Here is a 17,582-nt window from a genome sequence, read left to right as displayed (position 1 = left end):
TCGACAACCGGAGTAGTCGCATGCCCCCGACATCGACAGTCGACAGACCCAGCAACGTCTCCGAAGCCCTGGCCCGAGGCCGTCTCGGCATCCCCTCGGTGATCTTCTTCGTGCTCTCCGCCGCCGCGCCGCTGACAGTGGTGGCCGGAGTCGTCACCACCGGCTACGGCGTCATCGGGGTGACCGGTATCCCGCTGGCCTTCCTGCTTGTCGCCGCGGTGCTCGCCCTGTTCTCGGTGGGCTACGTGGCGATGTCGCGGCGGGTGGAGAACGCCGGGGCCTTCTACGCCTACATCTCCCGTGGACTGGGTCGGCCGGCCGGCGTCGGTGCCGCCTGGGTCGCGCTGATCGCCTACAACGCGCTCCAGGTCGGGCTGTACGGCACCATCGGTGTGGCGGCCGAGCCGGTGCTCGACCGGATCTTCGGCGGACACCCGCACTGGGCCGTCGTGGCAGTGGTGGCGTGGGCGTTGGTCGGTCTGCTCGGTCTGCTCCGGGTGGACATCAACGGTCTGGTCCTGGCCGCGCTGCTGGTCGCCGAGATCGTCGTGATCCTCGTCTTCGACCTGGGACAGCTCGGCAACCCGGCCGGCGGTGAGGTCAGCTTCGCCACGTTCTCGCCGGACAACCTCTTCGTGCCCGGCGTCGGAGCGGTGCTGGTGCTCGCCATCCTCGGCTTCGTCGGCTTCGAGTCCGCAGTGGTCTTCAGCGAGGAGAGCAAGGACCCGAAGCGGACGGTGCCGATCGCGACCTACCTCTCGGTGGCGATCATCGCCGGGCTGTACGCGCTGTCGTCGTGGACCATGACGGTCGCCGTCGGGCCGGACCAGATCGTCGCCGCGTCCGGTGAGCAGAGCGTCGGGCTGATCTTCAACCTGGCCGCGGAGCACCTCGGCGACACCGCAGTCACCATCGGGCAGGCGCTCTTCCTGACCTCGGTGCTCGCCGCGATGATCTCGTTCCACAACACCACGGCCCGGTACACGTTCGCGCTCGGTCGGGAGCGGGTGCTGCCGGCGGTGTTCGGGCGGACCTCGACAAGCAGCGGCGCGCCGCGGGCCGCCTCGCTGGCGCAGAGCGCCCTCGGTCTCGTGGTCATCCTGCTGTACGCGATCAACGGCTGGGATCCGGTGGTGAAGCTGTTCTTCTGGGGCGGTACCACCGGTGGGTTCGGCGTACTGCTGTTGATCGCCACCACCTCGGTGGCGGTGATCGGCTACTTCGTCCGCTCCGGCGGCGACGAGAACCTCTGGCGGCGAGCCATCGCACCCGGCCTGGCCACCATCGCGCTCTTTGTGATCATCTGGTTGGCCGTGTCGAACTTCGCCAACCTGCTCGGTGTCGCGCCGGACTCCACCCTGCGCTGGGCACTGCCCGCCGTGTACCCGGTGGCGGCGCTGGTGGGCATCGGCTGGGCGCTGGTGCTGCGCAACAACCGTCCGGACACGTACGCCCGGATCGGCCTCGGCGCGGCGAGCGCCGCCGTCACGCCGGAGACGGCGGCGAAGGTGGAGGTGACCCGATGAGCGTGACCATCGAGCGACTCGGGCCCGAGGAGACCACGGTGGTGGCCAACCGGATCGCCGAGGCGTTCACCGCCCTGCGGGTGACGAACTGGCTGGTGCCCGACGCGAGCAAGCGGGAGGCGGTGCTGGCCGGTGACTTCGAGATTCTGGTCGGCCACGCGATGCGGCACGGCATGGTCCACGCCACCGCAGACCGGGCCTCGGTCGCCGTCTGGTTTCCGTCGGTCGGTGAGCCGGCTCCGCCACCGGTGGACTACGACGCCCGACTGGCCGCCGCCTGCGGCGAGTGGACCGACCGGTTCCAGCACCTCGACGAGCTGTTCGCGGCGAATCACCCGCACCCGGACCACCACCACCTGGCCTTCCTGGCGACCCAACCGGGCCGGCAGGGTGAGGGGTTGGGCAGCGCGTTGATGCGGCATCACCACGCGTGGCTGGACGCCAACGGGATGCCGGCGTACGTCGAGGCGAGCAGTCCGCGCAGCCGGGACCTGTACGCGAAGCACGGCTACCTGGCCGGCGAGCCGTTCCGGGTGCCCGACGGCACCCCGTTCTGGCCGATGTGGCGGCAGCCGGCCGACCGCTGACCCACCGCGGACGGACGGGCCGGCGCTGGCCGGGGACCCTTCCCCGTCCGTCACCTGAGCGGAGGTACGACGGTGGGCCGGGTCGACAGACCCGGCCCACCGTCGTGACCTACCTCAGTACGTGCCGTCGAGCTGGCCGCGCAGCTTGGTCAGCGCCCGGGTCAACAGCCGCGAGACGTGCATCTGCGAGACACCGATCTGGTCGGCGATCTGCGACTGGGTCAGGTTGCCGTAGAAGCGCAGCGTGAGGATCTTCTGCTCGCGCTCGTCGAGGGTGGCCAGCGCCGGGCCGAGGGCGACGCGCAGCTCCGCCAGCTCGAACTCGCTGTCCTCGCCGCCGAGCATGTCGCCCAGCTCGGTGGCGCGCTCGCCGTCACCGGTCGGGGTGGACAGGGAGACCGCGTTGTAGGCGCGGGCACCCTCCAGGCCCTCCAGCACCTCTTCCTCGGTGAGCTTGAGGTGAGCGGCGATGTCGGCGACCGTCGGCGAGCGGCCGAGGGTCTGCAGGAGCGAGCTGTTGGCGTCGGAGATGGCCAGCCGCAGCTCCTGGAGCCGGCGGGGCACCCGGATGTCCCAGGTGCGGTCGCGGAAGTGCCGCTTGAGCTCGCCGATGATGGTGGGGATCGCGTACCCGGCGAAGTCGACACCGCGGGACGGGTCGAACTTGTCGATGGCCTTGATCAGGCCGACCGCGGCGGTCTGGGCCAGGTCGTCGGTCGGCTCGCCGCGACCGCTGTAGCGGTGGGCCAGGTGGTTGGCCAGCGGCAGCCAGGCCTCGATGGCCCGGTCCCGCAGCGCGGCGCGCGACGGGTGGTTGGCGGGCAGCGCCGCCATGGCGTTGAGCAGGTCGGCGGCGCTGTCGGTGAGCGCGCGCGGGTCAAGCTTGGTGGTGGCCTTGGCAGTGGTGCTCGGCTGCTCGGTGATCGTTGGCGCGGTCATGGGTGGTCCTCCCTGCACCTCGTCCGCGGACAAAAAGGTGTGACGCTTCGGTTTAACTTTCAATGGGCCGTTCGGGACTCACCTTAACCTGATCGTCTCCCCGAAATCTAGCCGAAAGGCTGAGGTACTTAAGGGGTGTCGCACCACAAATAGCGCAAATCGGGCGAAGGTCGGGAGGGGTGTGATCACCCTTACCCAGGGTTGGGCGCCACTCAGCCGCTCGGCCAGCCCGGACCATCCGGTCAGCCCGCCGGCCCGACCGAGTGGTCAACATGAAATCCGACAGGTGGACAAGAGTGTCGACTATCCGTCGTTGTCCCGCCGGTGGGACCGGCCGTACCGTCGCGTGTACACACCCGGTTCGGAGGCACCGTGCTCGATCCAGCCGCTCCCCAGCTCGTCGTGAACAGTCGCACGCTCTACTTCAGCTGGGTTCCGGCGGACCCGGACGCCGTCGCCGCACTGGTCCCGCCGGGCCTGTGCCCGCGCCCCGACCACCAGGTGTTCCTCAATCAGTACGTCGTCGAGGACGAGACGCAGACCTCCGGCTTCGGCGCGTACTCACTGACCTACCTCGGCGTCTCGCTACTCGGCGTCGACGCGCCCGGCGGGCTCAACCCGGGCGGCTGGTGGACCACCTACGTGGCCTCCAGCAGTGTGGTCCGTGAGTACGCTGCCGCCCGCGGCGCCCCGGTGTTCACCGGCCGGACCCGGATCGAGGTGAACGGCGAGGCCCTGCTCTCCGAGACGGAGATCGACGGGACGACGTTGATCCGGGCACGGTGCCGAGTGGGGGAGACCGGCCACGCGATCAGCAGCGGGCACCACCGCTACTTCACCCGCCGCGACGGCCAACTCCTCAGCTCGGTCTACCCGTTCGTCGCCGAACCGGTCGCCCCGTTCGAGATCGAGTCGGTGGAGTTCCTCCAGCCAGGGCACCCGATGTACGCGCTCCGCCCGGCCAACCCGCTGACCATCGGCTTCGGCTACTACTCGCCGCGCTCCTCGTTCGCCTACCCCGGTGGGCTGAGCGTGCATCCCGTCGTCGCCGCGGCGGAGCCGATCCGGTCCACTCACCAGGTGCCGGCGAGCCTCGCCCGCAGCGGCCTGCCATCCGGGTCGTAGACCAGCCGGTACACCGGCAGCGCCCAGGCGCGGGTGAACCACGGCAGCCGCTCGGGGCGGTGCGGGCGCAGCCGGCCGGGCGGTCGCTCGCCCACCTGGCCGTCGTCGTACCACCGTTGTAGCGCGTCGGCGGCGCCCGTGACGGCCGCGACGGCGTCCGCCGGGTCGAGCAGGTCGGCGTCGTCCGCGCCGTCCGGGTCCCGGTCCAGGTGCTCGCGCCAGAGCCGTAGCCGCAGGTCCCGGGCGAAGGTCCGCGCACCGTCGCCCTGGCCGGCCGGGTCGGTGGGCGCCCGCTGGTCGCGGGTGTCGTCGAGCACCGCGCAGGACAACTCGCTGTCGTGCGTCCAGGACCGGCGGTTGAAGTTGTCGCTGCCCACGCTGGCCCAGACGTCGTCGATGACGCACACCTTCGCGTGCACGTAGACCGGGTCGCCGGCGTGGTTCTCCACGTCGAACACGTGCACCCGGTCGGGTGCGGCCCGTTCGCACAGCGACAGCGCCTGCTCGCGGCCGACCATGTTCGGCGGCAGCGCGAACCTGCCGTCCACGTCCGGGTGCCGGGGCACCACGGCGATCAGGTGCAGCTCCGGGTTGTCCCGCAGCGCGTGCGCGAACAGGTCCGCCACCTCGGCCGACCACAGGTACTGGTCCTCCAGGTAGATGAGTCGGCGGGCGCGGCGTACCGCCTTGGTGTAACCCCGGGCCACGGTCCGCTCGCCGTCGGGTGCGAACGAGTAACGCGGGCGGACGGCGGGGTAGGTGCGCAGCACCTGGATCTGGTGCGGACCACACTCGGGCGGGTCGGCGGGTTGCTCGGGCAGCGGGTCCGGCCGCAGGTCCGCGCCGCGCAACCGGTCCCGTAGGTAGGCCGTCGGGTTCTCCGAGTCCAGTGGCATCGGGTCGGTCCAGCGTTCCCGGAACAGCGTGTCCAACGCGCCGACCACCGGGCCGCGCACCGCGAGCTGCACGTCGTGCCAAGGCGGGTTGGGCCCGTACCGGGGCGACATCTGCACCGGCTGCGGATCACCGTGGTGAGCGGCGTCGTCGCGCCGGCTGTGGCACAGGTCGATCCCGCCGGCGAACGCGACGTCCCGTTCGGGCGCGGCCAGGTGCCGCAGCACCACGAGCTTCTGGTGGTGCGAGCCGCCCCGCCGGACCCGCTGGTCGAGCAGCACCTCACCGCCGGCCGCGGAGATCGTCTCGCTGAGGTCGCGGTTTTCCGCCTCGCTGTAGGCGAGCACGTCGAGGTGCGAGCGCCAGATCAGTCCCTTGACCACCACGCCGCGCTGGGCGGCCTGGGCGAAGAGTTGGGCCACGGTCGGGCCGTCGGGACGCAGCCGCTGGTCCGGGTCACCGCGCCAGTCGGTGAAGAACAGGTGGTCGCCGTCGGTCAACGCCTCCACCTCGTCGACCAGCCGGTCGAAGTACACGGCACCGTGAATCAACGGCTCGGCGAGGTTTCCCGTGGTCCAGACGGGTAACCCAGACACCGGGTTGGCACGTTCCTGCGCGGTGAGGAACCAGTCTTGTAACGGCACGTCCAGCCCCCCGGAGGTCGACTACGTCCTCACGGTAGGACCCCCGACGCGGGTCCGCATGCCAGGCCAGCCTAACGGTGACCTGGGTGACGCCCACGCCAGCACGCGATACAGCCGAGGAGGCCACACCATGCCCCGCGAAACAACGAATCCCGTGACCGAGTACCGCGAGCCGGCGGTGGAGAGCGAACGGGGCGCGCTGGTAGCGGTGTTGGTGATGGTGATTCTGGGTGTCGCCGGGATATTCGCGGTCTCCTGAGCCGCCTGGGCGCCCCGTCCGATCGACGGGGCGCCGGCGGCGATCTTGCTGGCTCAGGTCAGGGCCGCGCGCCCTGGCCGCCGGTGTGCGGGACCCGCTCGGTGGGGATCACGCCGAGCCGACCGGCCTTGAAGTCCTCGAACGCCTGGAGCAGCTCGTCGCGGGTGTTCATCACGAACGGGCCGTACTGCGCCACCGGCTCCCGGATCGGCTTGCCGCCCATGATGTAGAGATCCAGCGCCGGGGTGTTGCTGTCCTGCGCGGTGTCGGCGCCGAACCGCAGCGCGTCGCCCGGACCGTGCACGGCGAGCTGGCCGGTGCGTACCGGCCGCCGGTCGGTGCCGACCGTGCCGCGACCGCCGAGCACGTACACCAGGGCGTTGAAGTTGGGCTGCCAGGGCAGGTCGACCTGCGCTCCCGGTTGCACAGTGACGTGGGTGATGGTGATCGGCGTGAAGGTCGACCCCGGGCCGCGGTGCCCGGCGATCTCACCGGCGATGACCCGGATCAGCGCGCCGCCGTCGGGCGTGGTGAGAAGCGCCGACTGCCGGCCCCGGATGTCCTGGTAGCGGGGCGGGTTCATCTTGGCCGAGCGGGGCAGGTTGACCCAGAGTTGGGTGCCGTGGAAGAGCCCGCCGCTCATCACCAGGTGCTCCGGCGGCGCCTCGATGTGCAGCAGGCCGCTGCCCGCCGTCATCCACTGGGTGTCGCCGTCGGTGATGGTGCCGCCACCGCCGTTGGAGTCCTGGTGGTCGAAGATGCCGTCGATGATGTACGTGACGGTCTCGAAGCCGCGGTGCGGGTGCCACGGCGTGCCCTTGGGCTCGCCCGGCGCGTAGTCGACCTCGCCCATCTGGTCGAGGTGGATGAACGGGTCCAGGTCGGCTGTCGACACCCCGGCGAAGGCTCGACGGACCGGGAAGCCCTCACCCTCGAAGCCGGTGGGCGCGGTGGTCACCGTGCGGACCTTGCGGAAGGTGGTGCTGTCGCCGAGTTGGGGCAGGCGCGGCAGGACAACGACGTTGTCGACGGTGATCGCGGGCATCGGGGGGCTCCTTAGCGGGTGGCGTGGGTGGACGAGGCGGCTCGGGCCGCTCCCAGGCGGCGGCCGAGCCGGTCGAAGACCCGGGTGAGGCAGGCGACCTCGGCGTCGTCGAGGTCGTCCATGAGGTGGGCCCGGACCGACGCCAGGTGGTGCGGCGCGGCTTCGGAGAGGGCGAGCAGCCCGGCGGCGGTGAGCACCGCCTCGCTGCCGCGTCGGTCGTCCGGGCAGGGCTCCTTGCTGACCAGGCCGCGGCGCTGCATGGAGGAGATCTGGTACGTCAGGCGGCTGGGCGAGAAGATGAGCCGGTTGGCCAACTCGCCCATCCGCAGCCGCTGCCCCGGTGCCTCGGAGAGTAGGACCAGCACGTGGTAGTCGGCGAAGCTCAGCTCGCTGTCGGCGCGCAGGTCCTCTTCCAGCTGGGTGTAGAGACGCTGGCTGGCCTCGATGTAGGCGCGCCAGGCGGCCTCTCGGGTGCGGTCCAGGCTCTCGGTCATGACCACGACGATAGCACTACTTAAAAATTTAACTACCGGTGTCGAGCGTTGCCTGGGTCACCTTTTCGCGGTCGAACGGACGGTTCCTGCAACTTTTAAGGATCTGAACGTGAGACCGGCGGCGCGGTGCTGGCACGGTGTGCCAGACTGCCGCCTCGTGGAACATGTGGAACTCACCGCCGCCGACCTGCTGCTGCGTCCGTGGCGAGACGAGGACGCTCCGGCGGTGCGCGACGCCCTGCGCGACCCGGCCATCGCCCAGTGGAACCCGCAGGGTGGCGGCCCGATCGACGACGAGGTCGCTTTGCTCTGGGTCCGCCGCCGGGCTGACTGGACCGCCGGCGACCACGTCTCCATGGCGGTGACCTCGGCGGCCGACGGGAAGCTGCTGGGTTCGGTGTCGCTGCACTCCATCCACCACGGCGACGCGTCCATCGGTTACTGGACGGCGCCGGCGGCGCGCGGGCGGCAGGTGGCGGTGCGGGCCGTCGTCCGCCTCACCGACTGGGCGTTCACCGACCTGCGGCTGCACCGGGTGGAGCTGTGTCACGCGGTGGCCAACCCGGCGTCCTGTCGCGTCGCCGAGCGGGCGGGCTACCTCGCCGAGGGGACGCTGCGCGAGTCGTACCGGTACGGCGACGGTCGCCGCTACGACGAGCACCTGCACGCCCGTCTGGCCACCGACCGTCAGCTCACCCGTTGACCTTCCGGAGGAACGCCGTGAGGGTGGCCCGGACGCGGTCGATCCGCTCCGGCAGGGGCAGAGGCTCGGGCATCGGCGGCCCGGCGTGCTTCTTCCCCCGCACGTAGAGAGAGCAGGCCAGGTCGGAGCACATGTACGTGCCGACGGAGTCGCCCTGGCGTCCACTCGGACCGGCCTTGGGGGCGGTCATCAGCGAGACGCCGTCGCTCAGGTGCGTGGTCAGGCAGAGCGAGCACATGCTGCGCCGCACGCGCCCGGCCTGGTGCGTCGCGGCCCGCAGCACCACTGCGACGAGCCGGCCGTCGAATTCGGCGAGCAGGTAACCCCGCTGCGGCGCCGCCGGGTCCCGCCAGCCGAGGAAGTCGAGGTCGTCCCAGGGGCGCCCGGCCAGATCGTTCGGCACGGTCAGCCTCTTCGCCGCACCCTGACTGCAGTTGACGAACGATCTGCGGATGACGGATTCGGTAACGGCTAACATAGGTAGTAGCCTAGCCCTCTTAGGCAAACAATTAATAAGGCTAGGTTTGGGGTGTGCTGCATGGCACGTGCGGGGGTGACAGTCGAGCGCCTCACGCTCGCCGGGGCCGAGCTGGCCGACGAGGTGGGCGTGGAGAACGTGACAGTCGCCGCGCTCGCGCGCCACTTCGGCGTGAAGGACGCGAGCCTGTACTTCCACCTCAGGAACGCCCAGGACCTGCGGGTCAGGATCGCTCTGCTGGCTCTGGCGGAGTTGGCCGACCGGGTCGCCGCCGCCCTCGCCGGCCGCGCCGGCAAGGACGCGCTGGTGGCCTTCGCCAACGCGTACCGGGACTACGCGAGACAGCACCCCGGCCGCTACGCCGCCATGCAGATCGACCTCGACCCGGAGACCGCCGCCGCGAGCGCGGGCGTCCGACACGCCGAGATGGCCCGGGCGATCCTGCGCGGCTACCGGCTCTCCGAGCCCGACCAGACCGACGCCGTCCGGATGATGCACAGCACGTTCCACGGGTTCGTCAGCCTGGAGAAGACCGGCGGCTTCCGACACACCTCGCGGGCGGCGGACGACTCGTGGTCGCGCACCCTGGACGCCCTCGACGCCGTCCTGACCAACTGGCCGCCGCGATGACGGTCATGTCGTGGGCGCTGTGACGTTCACCAGCCAGTCGGTCCCGAACCTGTCGGTGCACCTGCCGTAGCGGGCACCCCACGGCGATCTGGCGAACGGCGCAGTGACCGTGCCGCCGGCGCAGAGTCGCTCCCAGTACCCGCTGAGTTCCGCCTCGTCGTCACCGCCGAGAGTGATCGACGCGCCGCCGCCGGCCCCGTCCCCGGGCGTCCGGTCCGAGCCCATCAGCACGATCCCGGTCGCCCCCTTGAGCATCGCGTGCGCGACCAACTCGTCCTGCGCGGCACCCGGCGACGCGTGCAGGTCGGCGAACGTGGTGATCTGGACGCTGCCCCCGAAGACCGACCGGTAGAACTCCATGGCCTCCCGGGCGTTGCCGTCGAAGCTGAGGTAGGGGCTGACCCGGGCGGTCATCGACTCACCGCCGCGGCGAGCGGGCGGCGCTGCGCGGTCCGCTGCCGGAGCAGGACGAATCCGAGGCCCGCCAGGAACCAGGTGGCCAGGACCGCGAGGGGTACCAGCGTGTGCGCGCCGTCGAAGTAACCGAAGTTGTTGACCGCGCGTACCGCCGCGCCTGGGGGGAGCTTCGCCGAGATCGCTTGCGCCCATCCTGGCAGCAGGTCCACCCCGATCGTCGCTCCGCTCGTCGCGTTGCCGATCGTGGTGAGGGTGAGGACGGCGAGGGCGATACCGGCCGGGCCGAGCCAGGCCCCGAGAGCCTTCGTCGTGAAGGCGCTGGCGGCCGACAGGAGAATGAGCGAGAGGGCGAGCAGTGGGAACGGTGCCGTCAGCGACCCGTACACCGGTCCCGCGACCGTCGCCGCGATCACGCCGATCAGTACGGCGAATCCACCCATCGCGAAGAGCCGGTGGCGGAGGCGCACCTTCGCGGTGACCGCCGTGAGCCCCTGCGCGAGGACGAACGACGAGAGGGTGACGCCGAACACCACGTAGAAGGCGGACAGTCCGCGGCTGTCGTAGGTCGCGAGCGGCACGATGTCGTGCTCCTGGACGGTCGCCCCGGCCCTCGCGGCGAGACTGGCGACGAGTTGACGCGCGGCGCCGCTCTCGCTGAACCCGCTCGCACCGGCATAGTCGAGTGTCAGCGAGCGGGGCGAGGCCGCGCCGAGTACCGCGACAGCGTCGCCGTCGCGCACCAGGGCCTCTCCGGCCGCGAGGCTCGGGACCTGCCTGACGGCGACAGCGTCGCCGAGCCCGGCATGGGCGGTGGTGGCCAACTGCTCACCCACCACGGCGATCGGCAGGTGCGTCGGCGCGGGACTGCGTTGCAGCCCGACATAGACGGCGATGAACGCCGTGCCGATGATCAGTCCGGTGAGCACGAGCGAGATCCAGGCTCGGCGTTGCGTGGTGACGGGTGCGTTCGCGTCCTACGAGGTTCGGGTGACGACGACATGGGCGCTTCCTCGGGTAGTGTGGTTTGAATGTCCAACCAGACGAACCGTAGCACCGATGGTTTGAAATCCAAACCAGAGCGGGACACTCTCGCTGTGGCGCTCGACGCAGTCAACGACAGGTGGTCGCTGCACATCGTGCGAGCGCTCGCCTTCGGTGCCTCCCGATACACCGAGATCCTGCGAGCCGTCGGCGCACCCAGGGACGTCCTCGCCGCCCGGCTGCGCAAGCTCGCCGAATCCGGCATTCTCCAGCCGCGCTCCACCGAGAACGGCAACGCCGCCGGGTACGAACTCACCCAGAAGGGTCGAGACCTCGGGCAGGTCATCCTTGTGCTCAAACGCTGGGGAGACACCTACAGCGACGCCGACGTACCCAAGGTCGATTTCATCCACGACGTCTGCGGCGAGGTGTTCGTCGCCGAGGTTCGTTGCCAGGCGTGCGGTCGGCCGCTGCGGTCCGGGGAGTTGTCCCTCGACCGAGCATCCGACACCTGCTGACGCCTAGGCTCGGTGGGTGGATGATCTGGAGTTGGCCGACTGGCGAGAGCGGGTCGCCCGGCTGTACCTGTCCGACGTCGACCTGACCGGGTTCCGCGCGGGGCGCGACGAACTGTTCGCCACCCACCCGCAGAGCCCGATCCCGGCGGCGGAGCGGAGCGGCTTCTCCGGGGTGCGCTATTTCCCGCCCAACCCCGACGCCGTGGTGGAGGCACCGCTCCGGCCGGCCAGCGGCGAGCTGCGGATCGACACCGGCGGCCCGGACGGGGTGGTCGCGTACCGGCGGGTGGCGGTGGCCGAGACGCCGTGGGGGCCGCTGACCCTGTGGTGGATCGAGGCGTACGGCGGCGGGCTGTTCGTGCCGCTGCGCGACGGCACCTGTGGGCGGGACACCTACGGGGGAGGCCGCTACCTCACCGACACGGTGAAGGGCACCTTCGGTCGGGGTGTCGAGCTGCTGTCCGGCGACCGCGTCCGGCTGGACGGCAACTACCTCTACAACCCGAGCTGTGCCTATGACGATCGCTGGGCCTGCCCACTGGCACCGCCGGAGAACCGGGTCGAGGTCGACATCCGGGCCGGGGAGTTGACATACGCGACACACGGCCACGGTGGTTGATCCGCGCCGCCACAACGGCACGACGAAACGGCCGCCCCGGCGTGCTGCCGGGACGGCCGGTCGAGCGTCGTTCAGCGGGCCCCGTCGTTCAGCGGGCCTTGTCGCTCATCGGGCGTTGTCGCTCAGCGCGCGTTGGCCGGCGAGCCGGGCATCTGCATCCGGCCCATCAGCTGTCGGGCCTGGTCGGCGAGCTGCGCGTCGACAGTCACCGCGTACTGGCCGGCGCGCAGCGAACTGGCCGAGGTGAAGTCCCTCTGCCCGCCCGTCATCGCGTGCGCGACCGCGCCGAACACGGCACCCCAGATCGCGCCGATGACCAGCCCGACCACGATCACCGCCAGCCAGTTGCCGACGGTGAAGATGCCGAACAGCAGGCCGATGAAGAGCCCGAACCAGGCGCCGGTGCCGGCGCCGAGCAGTCCGGCTCGACCGGTGGTCATCCGCCCGAGCACCGTCTCCACCAGGGTGAGGTTGGTGCCGACGATGGCGGTGTGCTCCACCGGGAAACGATTGTCGGCCAGATAGTCGACGACCCGCTGCGCGGCCGGATAGTCCGGGTACGAGCCGATCGTCACTGTCGGCGGGCCGGTCTCCGGCCCGTGGCCGTTACCGCCGTCCGGTCTCGACAGGCGACCGGCCGGTCCGGTTGGAAGCGGGTCGCCATCCTGTGTGCCGGGCCGCCACGCGGCGGTCGGCCCCGAAGCTGACGTCATGAGCATCCTCCCTCGTCAGCCTGCCGCGTTCCCGCCCACGTCGACCGGTAACACCGGCCGGCGCGGCGCGGGCCATCCCCGACCGAGGGGAATGGGTACGGGTGCCTCGGGTAGCCAGTCAGGTGGAGAACGGACAGATCAGTGACTACGGGTTCCTCGCCGACGGCCGCAGCGCGGCGCTGGTGGACGCCTCGGGCTCGGTGAACTGGTGGTGCCCGGGCCGGTTCGACGCCCCGTCGGTGTTCGGCCGGCTGCTCGACGACGGCGCCGGACACTGGTCGATCCGGCCTGAGGGCGACTTCACCGTGGAACGCTGCTACCTCGACGACACCCTGGTGCTGCGGACCGTCTTCCGCACCGCGCAGGGGGAGGTCGCGCTCACCGACGCGCTCGCCTTCGAGCCCGGCAGCCGTGGTCACGACATCGGGATGCACCCACCGCAGGTGCTGGTCCGCAGCGTGCGAGGACTCACCGGTGCGGTGCCGATGCGGGTGCACTATCGGCCCCGCTTCGAGTACGGGCGCACCATCGCGTACCTGGTTGAGCGGGAGGACATGCTCGAGGCGATCGCCGGGGCCGCGCGGCTCACCTTCCGCAGCAGCGTGCGGCTGGCGTGCGGCGACGATGGCGATGCCACCGCGACCTTCACCGTCCGTGCCGGCACGACCCACAACTTCACTCTCGGGTACGCCCCGACCTACGACGCCCCACTGCCGGAGGTGCCGGACGCCGACCAGACGATCGCCGACACCGTGGCCGGCTGGCGGTCCTGGGCCGACGAGCACGACTACGACGGCCTCTACGCCGAGCAGGTGCGGCGCAGTGGGCTTGTGGTGCAGGGCATGACGTACCGGCCCAGCGGCGCGGTGGTGGCCTCGGTGACCACCTCCCTGCCGGAGAAACTCGGCGGGGACCGCAACTACGACTACCGCTACGTCTGGGTACGCGACTTCAGCCACACCCTGCGGGCGCTGTGGCGGGCGGCGTGCTTCGACGAGGTGCGGCGACAGTTCGCCTGGTTGGGTCGGGCGATGGGCCGGATCGACGACCAGCCGGTGCCCATCATGTACGGGGTGCTGGGGGAACGGGACCTCACCGAGCACCGGCTGGACCAGCTCGGCGGATACCGCGACAGCCCGCCGGTGGTGACCGGCAACGACGCCTGGCGGCAGCGGCAGAACGACATCTACGGCGCGGCCATGGAGGCCGCCTGGCTGATGCGGGACCAGCTGGAGCCGTTCGACCCGGAGGTCTACCACCTGCTCCGGGTGCTCGCCGACCAGGCCGAGCGGGACTGGAAACAGCCGGACGCGGGGATGTGGGAGGAGCGTGGCGTCCAACACCACCACGTGTCCTCGAAGGTGGAGTGCTGGGTCGCACTGGACCGGGCGGTCCGCTTCGGCGACCGGCTCGGCGGGCCGCAGGACCTGGCCCGCTGGGCGGCGGCCCGGGACGAGGTACGCGCGGCGATCCTCACGCGAGGGTGGAGCGACAGGCTCCAGTCGTACACCGGGATCTTCGATTCCGACGAACTGGACGCGTCGGTGCTGGTGATGCCGCTTGTGGGTTTTCTGCGGGCCGATGACCCGCGGATGCGCTCGACGGTCCGCGCGGTGGAGCGAGGGCTGTCGCACGACGGCCTGCTGCGCCGCTGGGACGGTGACCCGGCGGGCTTCGTCATCTGTTCGTTCTGGCTGGTGAGTTGCCTGGCGTTGGCCGGTGAGCGGGAGCGGGCGCACGAGTTGTTTCGCGCTCTGGCTGGTCGGGTCAACGACCTGGGCCTGTTCGCCGAGCAGATCGACCCGCTCACCGGCGAACAACTGGGCAACTTCCCGCAGGCGTTCTCGCACATCGGCCTGATCAATGCCGCCGGTGTGCTCACCGACGTCGAGCGGGACCTGACGTTGCGCGAGTGCGGGATGCCTCCGGCGCACTTCACCCCGACGCGTCGCTGAGGCCGTACTTTCGTCTAAATCTTGACAACTTTCGATCCGTTGACGTGAAGTTCTATCGCCTTCCAGTGAAAGGCGTTAATGTCCGGGACACCGCGGTGCTCCTCCAGTCGGCGGGAGCGGCACCGAGATCCCCCGGACAGCTGGAGGTCTCGTGTCCCGCACTCCGCGTCGACGTCTCGTCGCCGCCACCACCCTGCTCACCGTCCTCAGCACCCTCAGTCTCGCCCCACCGGCCGCCGCGCGTGCTGGCACCGAACGCCCGGTCACTGTCGCCTCGGCCGGCGCGGCCCTGGCACCGCCCGCCACCGTCGGGTTCGAGAAGATCGCCCTCGACGGCGGGCTGTCCATGGGAGAACCGATCGAGTTGGCCGTCGCCCCCGACGGCAAGGTCTTCTCCATCAACCGGGGCACCAGCAGCGGCGGCGGCCAGGTCCGCCTCTACAACCCGGCGACGAGGTCCACCACCGTCGCGCTGACACTGCCACTGGACGCCCGCTTCGAGGACGGCCTGATCGGCATCACCCTGCACCCGAGCTTCGCGAGCAACCGCTGGGTCTACCTCTTCTACTCGCCCAAGGTCACCCCGTTGGTCAACCGGATCAGCCGGTTCACCTTCAATCCGTCCACGTCACTGCTCGACCCGGGCAGCGAGGACCTGCTCATCGAGTGGCCCACCGAACGGGAGCTGTGCTGTCACTCGGCCGGCTCGATGAGCTGGGACACCGCCGGCAACCTCTACTTCGCCGTCGGTGACAACACCAACTCCGGCGGCGACTCCGCCGGAATGGCCCCGATCGACGAGCGGACCAGCCGCAACGCGCAGTACGACGCCCAGCGCACCGCGGGCAACACCAACGACCTGCGCGGCAAGATCAACCGAATCCACCCGGAGAACGACGGCAGCTACACAGTGCCCTCCGGCAACCTCTTCGCCGCCGGCACCGCGCGCACCAGGCCGGAGATCTACGTGATGGGGGTGCGCAACCCGTACCGGATCTGGGTGGACCGCAAGGCCAACAACACCCTCTACTGGGGCGAGGTCGGCCCGGACGCCGGCGTCGACCTCGCCAACCGTGGCCCGGCGGCGTACGACGAGTTCAACCGGGCCAACGGGCCGGGCAACTACGGCTGGCCGTACTGCGGCGGCCCCAACGTCGCCTACAACGACTGGGACTTCGCCACCGCCTCGCCGCGCGGCTGGTTCCCGTGCGGCGGCTCGACCGGCCCGGTCAACAACTCACCCCGCAACACCGGTCTCCAGCAGCTCCCGGCGACGAAGCCGGCGCTGGTCTGGGAGCAGCACGGCGGCAGCGAGGACTGGCCGGCGCTGGACAACCCCGGTGGGTGCGGGTCGCCGAACCACGTCGAGGTCTACCACTACGACCCCAACCTCGTCTCGGACGTGAAGTGGCCGGCCTACTACGACAACAAGTGGCTCATCTCCGAGTACTGCCGCAACTGGATCAAGGAAGTCCAGTTCGACAACGGCAACCCGGCCACCGGCGTGCCCACTGTCATCGAGCCGGTGCTCGCCGGCATGAGGTTCGTCCACCCGATCGACTGGCAGTTCGGCCCGGACGGCTCGCTCTACCTGCTCGAATACGGAAGCGGCTACTTCTCCGGCGCCGCCGACGCCGGTCTCTACAAAATCAACTACGTGCAGGGCGGCCGATCGCCGCTGGCCAAGGCCACAGTCAACAAGGACAACGGGCTGGCTCCGCTGGCGGTGACCTTCTCCAGCGCCGGCAGCTCCGACCCGGACGGCGACCCCCTGACGTACGCCTGGGACTTCACCGACAACGGCAGCACCGACTCGACCGCCGCGAACCCTTCCTTCACGTACTCCGCAAACGGCACCCACAACGCCCGACTCACCGTCAATGACGGCACCGGACGCAGCGCGACCACGTTGGTGCCGGTGGTGGTCGGCAACAACCGGCCGACGGTCACGCTGAACGGGTTGCCCGCCGGCGGGCTCTTCGACTGGGGGCAGGACCTGACCGTGAGCGCCACCGCCAGTGACCCGCAGGACGGCACGCCGGCCTGCTCGGCGGTGGTCGTCCGGGCCGCGCTCGGCCACCAGGAGCACGCCCACGAGGAGGGGGAGGGGACCGGCTGCGGCGCGACCTTCAACACCGGCCCGGTGCACGCCGGCCCCGACTCGGTGCTGTTCTTCGTCCTGCGGGGCAGCTACACCGATCGCGGTGCGACCGGCTCGGCCGGCCTGACCGGGGAGAAGGAGATCATCCTCTTCCCGAAACAGTGGCAGGCCGAGCACCTCGTCCAACTCAACGGGCCCAAGGTGATCGACCAGGCGGCGGCCGAGGGCGGCAAGCGGCTGGGTGACATCCAGAGCGGCGAGAACGTCCGGCACCACGCCGTGAGCCTCAAGGGCATCACCGGCGTCCGAGCGCGCGTCTCCTCCGGCGGCCCCGGTGGCACCATCTCCTTCCGGTACGACTCACCGACCGGCACCGAGGTCGCCCGGATCCCGGTGCCGAACACCGGCGGCTGGGACAACTACACCGAGCTGAGCGCCACGGTGACCAGGCCCGACGACGGCACCCACGACCTGTACCTGGTCTTCACCGGCGGCAGCGGCGCGCTGCTGGACCTGGACAGCTACACCTTCACCGGCCCGGGGGTCGGCACCGGTGGGGCGCGCACCGGCGAGGTCAAGGCCCTCGGCAAGTGCGCGGACATCGCCTCCAGCCAGACCGCCAACGGCACCCCGGTGCAGACCTGGACCTGCAACGGCACCGCGGCGCAACGCTGGACCCTGCCCGGCGACGGCACGGTACGCGGACTCGCCAAGTGCCTGGACGTGAAGGCGAGCGGCACCACCGACGGCACCCTCGTGCAGCTCTACGACTGCAACGGCAGCGGGGCCCAGCAGTGGGCCGCACAGCCGGACGGCAGCCTGCGCAACCCGCAGTCCGGCCGTTGTCTGGACATCCCCAACTCCGACCTCACCGACGGTCGGCAACTGCGGATCTGGACGTGCAACGGCACCGCCGCGCAACGGTGGACCCTGCCCTGACCGGTCCCTGACCGG

Annotated in this window: 18 protein-coding genes; 10 read left to right on the top strand and 8 right to left on the bottom strand. The window is 70.6% G+C overall.

The genetic code is table 11. The annotated features are described in order from the left end of the window. Positions 1 to 20 precede the first annotated feature (20 nt). Positions 21 to 1,526, top strand: a complete 1,506-nt coding sequence (locus ABZU25_RS09405) for an APC family permease (protein WP_355028851.1) — start codon at positions 21 to 23, stop codon at positions 1,524 to 1,526. Then, positions 1,523 to 2,113 carry a GNAT family N-acetyltransferase gene (locus ABZU25_RS09400; protein ID WP_355028850.1) on the top strand — a complete coding sequence of 197 codons (591 nt, stop codon included), beginning with the start codon at positions 1,523 to 1,525 and terminating at the stop codon, positions 2,111 to 2,113. The genes ABZU25_RS09405 and ABZU25_RS09400 overlap by 4 nt, the downstream gene beginning before the upstream one ends. 114 nt (positions 2,114 to 2,227) lie before the next feature. On the opposite strand, the gene ABZU25_RS09395 is transcribed toward ABZU25_RS09400, so the two are convergent. After that, complete coding sequence (locus ABZU25_RS09395; protein ID WP_355028849.1) at positions 2,228 to 3,052, bottom strand: SigB/SigF/SigG family RNA polymerase sigma factor; 825 nt, start codon at positions 3,050 to 3,052, stop codon at positions 2,228 to 2,230. Between the two features lie 372 nt (positions 3,053 to 3,424). Here ABZU25_RS09395 and ABZU25_RS09390 point away from each other — a divergent pair, with 372 nt between their 5' ends. Beyond that, the gene (locus ABZU25_RS09390) at positions 3,425 to 4,177 is read left to right on the top strand and encodes a hypothetical protein (protein WP_355028848.1); all 753 of its coding nucleotides are present in this window, start codon (positions 3,425 to 3,427) and stop codon (positions 4,175 to 4,177) included. Here the strand turns inward: ABZU25_RS09390 and ABZU25_RS09385 are convergent. Beyond that, positions 4,126 to 5,715, bottom strand: a complete 1,590-nt coding sequence (locus ABZU25_RS09385; protein ID WP_355028847.1) for a phospholipase D-like domain-containing protein — start codon at positions 5,713 to 5,715, stop codon at positions 4,126 to 4,128. The two genes, ABZU25_RS09390 and ABZU25_RS09385, sit on opposite strands and share 52 nt — an antisense overlap. Before the next feature lie 130 nt (positions 5,716 to 5,845). Between ABZU25_RS09385 and ABZU25_RS09380 the strand changes: the two genes are divergently transcribed. Beyond that, on the top strand, positions 5,846 to 5,974 hold the full coding sequence (locus tag ABZU25_RS09380; protein ID WP_255421212.1) for a hypothetical protein: 129 nt from the start codon (positions 5,846 to 5,848) through the stop codon (positions 5,972 to 5,974). Between the two features lie 58 nt (positions 5,975 to 6,032). Here ABZU25_RS09380 and ABZU25_RS09375 read toward each other — a convergent pair whose 3' ends face one another. Both ABZU25_RS09375 and ABZU25_RS09370 read right to left on the bottom strand, forming a co-directional pair. After that, positions 6,033 to 7,019, bottom strand: a complete 987-nt coding sequence (locus tag ABZU25_RS09375; RefSeq protein WP_355028846.1) for a pirin family protein — start codon at positions 7,017 to 7,019, stop codon at positions 6,033 to 6,035. A gap of 11 nt (positions 7,020 to 7,030) precedes the next feature. After that, the gene (locus ABZU25_RS09370; protein WP_355028845.1) at positions 7,031 to 7,513 is read right to left on the bottom strand and encodes a MarR family transcriptional regulator; all 483 of its coding nucleotides are present in this window, start codon (positions 7,511 to 7,513) and stop codon (positions 7,031 to 7,033) included. Positions 7,514 to 7,670: 157 nt separating this feature from the next. Here ABZU25_RS09370 and ABZU25_RS09365 point away from each other — a divergent pair, with 157 nt between their 5' ends. Further along, positions 7,671 to 8,216 (top strand): GNAT family N-acetyltransferase, encoded by a 546-nt coding sequence (locus ABZU25_RS09365; protein WP_355028844.1) that lies wholly within the window; start codon positions 7,671 to 7,673, stop codon positions 8,214 to 8,216. On the opposite strand, the gene ABZU25_RS09360 is transcribed toward ABZU25_RS09365, so the two are convergent. After that, positions 8,206 to 8,694: an FBP domain-containing protein gene (locus tag ABZU25_RS09360; protein ID WP_355028843.1), complete on the bottom strand. Its 489-nt coding sequence runs from the start codon at positions 8,692 to 8,694 to the stop codon at positions 8,206 to 8,208. The two genes, ABZU25_RS09365 and ABZU25_RS09360, sit on opposite strands and share 11 nt — an antisense overlap. 60 nt (positions 8,695 to 8,754) lie before the next feature. Here ABZU25_RS09360 and ABZU25_RS09355 point away from each other — a divergent pair, with 60 nt between their 5' ends. Further along, a complete protein-coding gene (locus tag ABZU25_RS09355; RefSeq protein ID WP_355028842.1) occupies positions 8,755 to 9,324 on the top strand; it encodes a WHG domain-containing protein in 570 nt (189 codons plus the stop codon). A gap of 3 nt (positions 9,325 to 9,327) precedes the next feature. On the opposite strand, the gene ABZU25_RS09350 is transcribed toward ABZU25_RS09355, so the two are convergent. Then, positions 9,328 to 9,738, bottom strand: a complete 411-nt coding sequence (locus ABZU25_RS09350; RefSeq protein WP_355028841.1) for a VOC family protein — start codon at positions 9,736 to 9,738, stop codon at positions 9,328 to 9,330. After that, positions 9,735 to 10,667 carry a hypothetical protein gene (locus tag ABZU25_RS09345; protein WP_355028840.1) on the bottom strand — a complete coding sequence of 311 codons (933 nt, stop codon included), beginning with the start codon at positions 10,665 to 10,667 and terminating at the stop codon, positions 9,735 to 9,737. Before ABZU25_RS09345 ends, ABZU25_RS09350 begins: the two co-directional genes overlap by 4 nt. Before the next feature lie 168 nt (positions 10,668 to 10,835). Here ABZU25_RS09345 and ABZU25_RS09340 point away from each other — a divergent pair, with 168 nt between their 5' ends. Together ABZU25_RS09340 and ABZU25_RS09335 are read left to right on the top strand one after the other, a co-directional pair. Continuing rightward, complete coding sequence (locus ABZU25_RS09340) at positions 10,836 to 11,240, top strand: helix-turn-helix domain-containing protein (protein WP_355028839.1); 405 nt, start codon at positions 10,836 to 10,838, stop codon at positions 11,238 to 11,240. 16 nt (positions 11,241 to 11,256) lie between these two features. Beyond that, complete coding sequence (locus tag ABZU25_RS09335; protein ID WP_355028838.1) at positions 11,257 to 11,859, top strand: DUF1684 domain-containing protein; 603 nt, start codon at positions 11,257 to 11,259, stop codon at positions 11,857 to 11,859. A 122-nt stretch (positions 11,860 to 11,981) separates the two neighbouring features. Here ABZU25_RS09335 and ABZU25_RS09330 read toward each other — a convergent pair whose 3' ends face one another. Beyond that, on the bottom strand, positions 11,982 to 12,572 hold the full coding sequence (locus tag ABZU25_RS09330; protein ID WP_355028837.1) for a general stress protein: 591 nt from the start codon (positions 12,570 to 12,572) through the stop codon (positions 11,982 to 11,984). Positions 12,573 to 12,694: 122 nt separating this feature from the next. Between ABZU25_RS09330 and ABZU25_RS09325 the strand changes: the two genes are divergently transcribed. Beyond that, positions 12,695 to 14,527 carry a glycoside hydrolase family 15 protein gene (locus ABZU25_RS09325; protein WP_355028836.1) on the top strand — a complete coding sequence of 611 codons (1,833 nt, stop codon included), beginning with the start codon at positions 12,695 to 12,697 and terminating at the stop codon, positions 14,525 to 14,527. Positions 14,528 to 14,678: 151 nt separating this feature from the next. Then, complete coding sequence (locus ABZU25_RS09320) at positions 14,679 to 17,567, top strand: ricin-type beta-trefoil lectin domain protein (RefSeq protein ID WP_355028835.1); 2,889 nt, start codon at positions 14,679 to 14,681, stop codon at positions 17,565 to 17,567. The last annotated feature ends 15 nt before the right edge of the window (positions 17,568 to 17,582 follow it).

It is taken from the genome of Micromonospora sp. NPDC005215 (genome assembly GCF_040607915.1).
Taxonomy (GTDB): domain Bacteria; phylum Actinomycetota; class Actinomycetes; order Mycobacteriales; family Micromonosporaceae; genus Micromonospora.
This window is presented reverse-complemented; position numbering and strand designations above follow the sequence as displayed.

Excerpts from the sequence above, each read along its gene's own strand:
- ABZU25_RS09405 (WP_355028851.1), top strand. The coding sequence starts at position 21 with ATGCCCCCGACATCGACAGTCGACAGACCCAGCAACGTCTCCGAAGCC.
- ABZU25_RS09400 (WP_355028850.1), top strand. The coding sequence starts at position 1,523 with ATGAGCGTGACCATCGAGCGACTCGGGCCCGAGGAGACCACGGTGGTG.
- ABZU25_RS09395 (WP_355028849.1), bottom strand. The coding sequence starts at position 3,052 with ATGACCGCGCCAACGATCACCGAGCAGCCGAGCACCACTGCCAAGGCC.
- ABZU25_RS09380 (WP_255421212.1), top strand. The coding sequence starts at position 5,846 with ATGCCCCGCGAAACAACGAATCCCGTGACCGAGTACCGCGAGCCGGCG.
- ABZU25_RS09375 (WP_355028846.1), bottom strand. The coding sequence starts at position 7,019 with ATGCCCGCGATCACCGTCGACAACGTCGTTGTCCTGCCGCGCCTGCCC.
- ABZU25_RS09370 (WP_355028845.1), bottom strand. The coding sequence starts at position 7,513 with ATGACCGAGAGCCTGGACCGCACCCGAGAGGCCGCCTGGCGCGCCTAC.
- ABZU25_RS09360 (WP_355028843.1), bottom strand. The coding sequence starts at position 8,694 with ATGTTAGCCGTTACCGAATCCGTCATCCGCAGATCGTTCGTCAACTGC.
- ABZU25_RS09355 (WP_355028842.1), top strand. The coding sequence starts at position 8,755 with ATGGCACGTGCGGGGGTGACAGTCGAGCGCCTCACGCTCGCCGGGGCC.
- ABZU25_RS09350 (WP_355028841.1), bottom strand. The coding sequence starts at position 9,738 with ATGACCGCCCGGGTCAGCCCCTACCTCAGCTTCGACGGCAACGCCCGG.
- ABZU25_RS09330 (WP_355028837.1), bottom strand. The coding sequence starts at position 12,572 with ATGACGTCAGCTTCGGGGCCGACCGCCGCGTGGCGGCCCGGCACACAG.